The following is a 653-nucleotide window of genomic DNA, read 5'->3' as shown; positions in this document are numbered from 1 at the left end:
CGCAGCACGGTGCCCTGATGCATCTTCTCGAACGCTGCCTCGACGTCCCCGAGACCGATCCGTTCGGTGACGAACTTCTCGAGCGGCAACCGGCCCTGCTCGTACAGATCGACCAGCATCGGGAAGTCCCGTTCGGGAAGGCAGTCGCCGTACCAGGACGATTTCAACGAGCCACCACGGGAGAAGAAATCGATCAACGGCATCTCCAGGGTCATCTCCGGTGTCGGGACCCCCACCAACACCACCGTGCCGGCCAGATCACGGGCATAGAACGCCTGCTTCCACGTCTCCGGACGCCCGACGGCATCGATGACCACATCCGCCCCGAACCCACCGGTCAACTCCTGGACGGCCTCGACGACATCGACCGCCGAGGCATCGACGGTATGGGTGGCACCGAGATCGACCGCCCAGTCGAGCTTGCCCTTGTCCCGATCGACCGCGATGATCGTCGACGCCCCCGCCAACCGGGCACCGGCGATCGCCGCGTCACCGACCCCGCCGCACCCGATCACTGCCACCGAGTCGCCCCGCGAGATGGTGCCGGTGTTCATCGCCGCACCCAACCCGGCCATCACCCCGCATCCGAGCAGCCCGACCACCGCCGGATCGGACTGCGGATCGACCTTCGTGCACTGGCCCTCGTGCACCAA

Annotated in this window: 1 protein-coding gene; it reads right to left on the bottom strand. The window is 66.6% G+C overall.

What is annotated here, in order from left to right:
* Positions 1-653 (bottom strand): zinc-binding dehydrogenase (locus J1M87_RS28100; RefSeq protein WP_206492932.1); only part of this gene is annotated, 653 nt, incomplete at both ends.

The sequence above is a fragment of the Rhodococcus sp. KRD162 genome, from assembly GCF_017168335.1.
Taxonomy (GTDB): domain Bacteria; phylum Actinomycetota; class Actinomycetes; order Mycobacteriales; family Mycobacteriaceae; genus Rhodococcoides.
The sequence above is the reverse complement of the archived record's forward strand: the minus strand, read 5'-3'. Positions and strand labels throughout refer to the sequence as shown.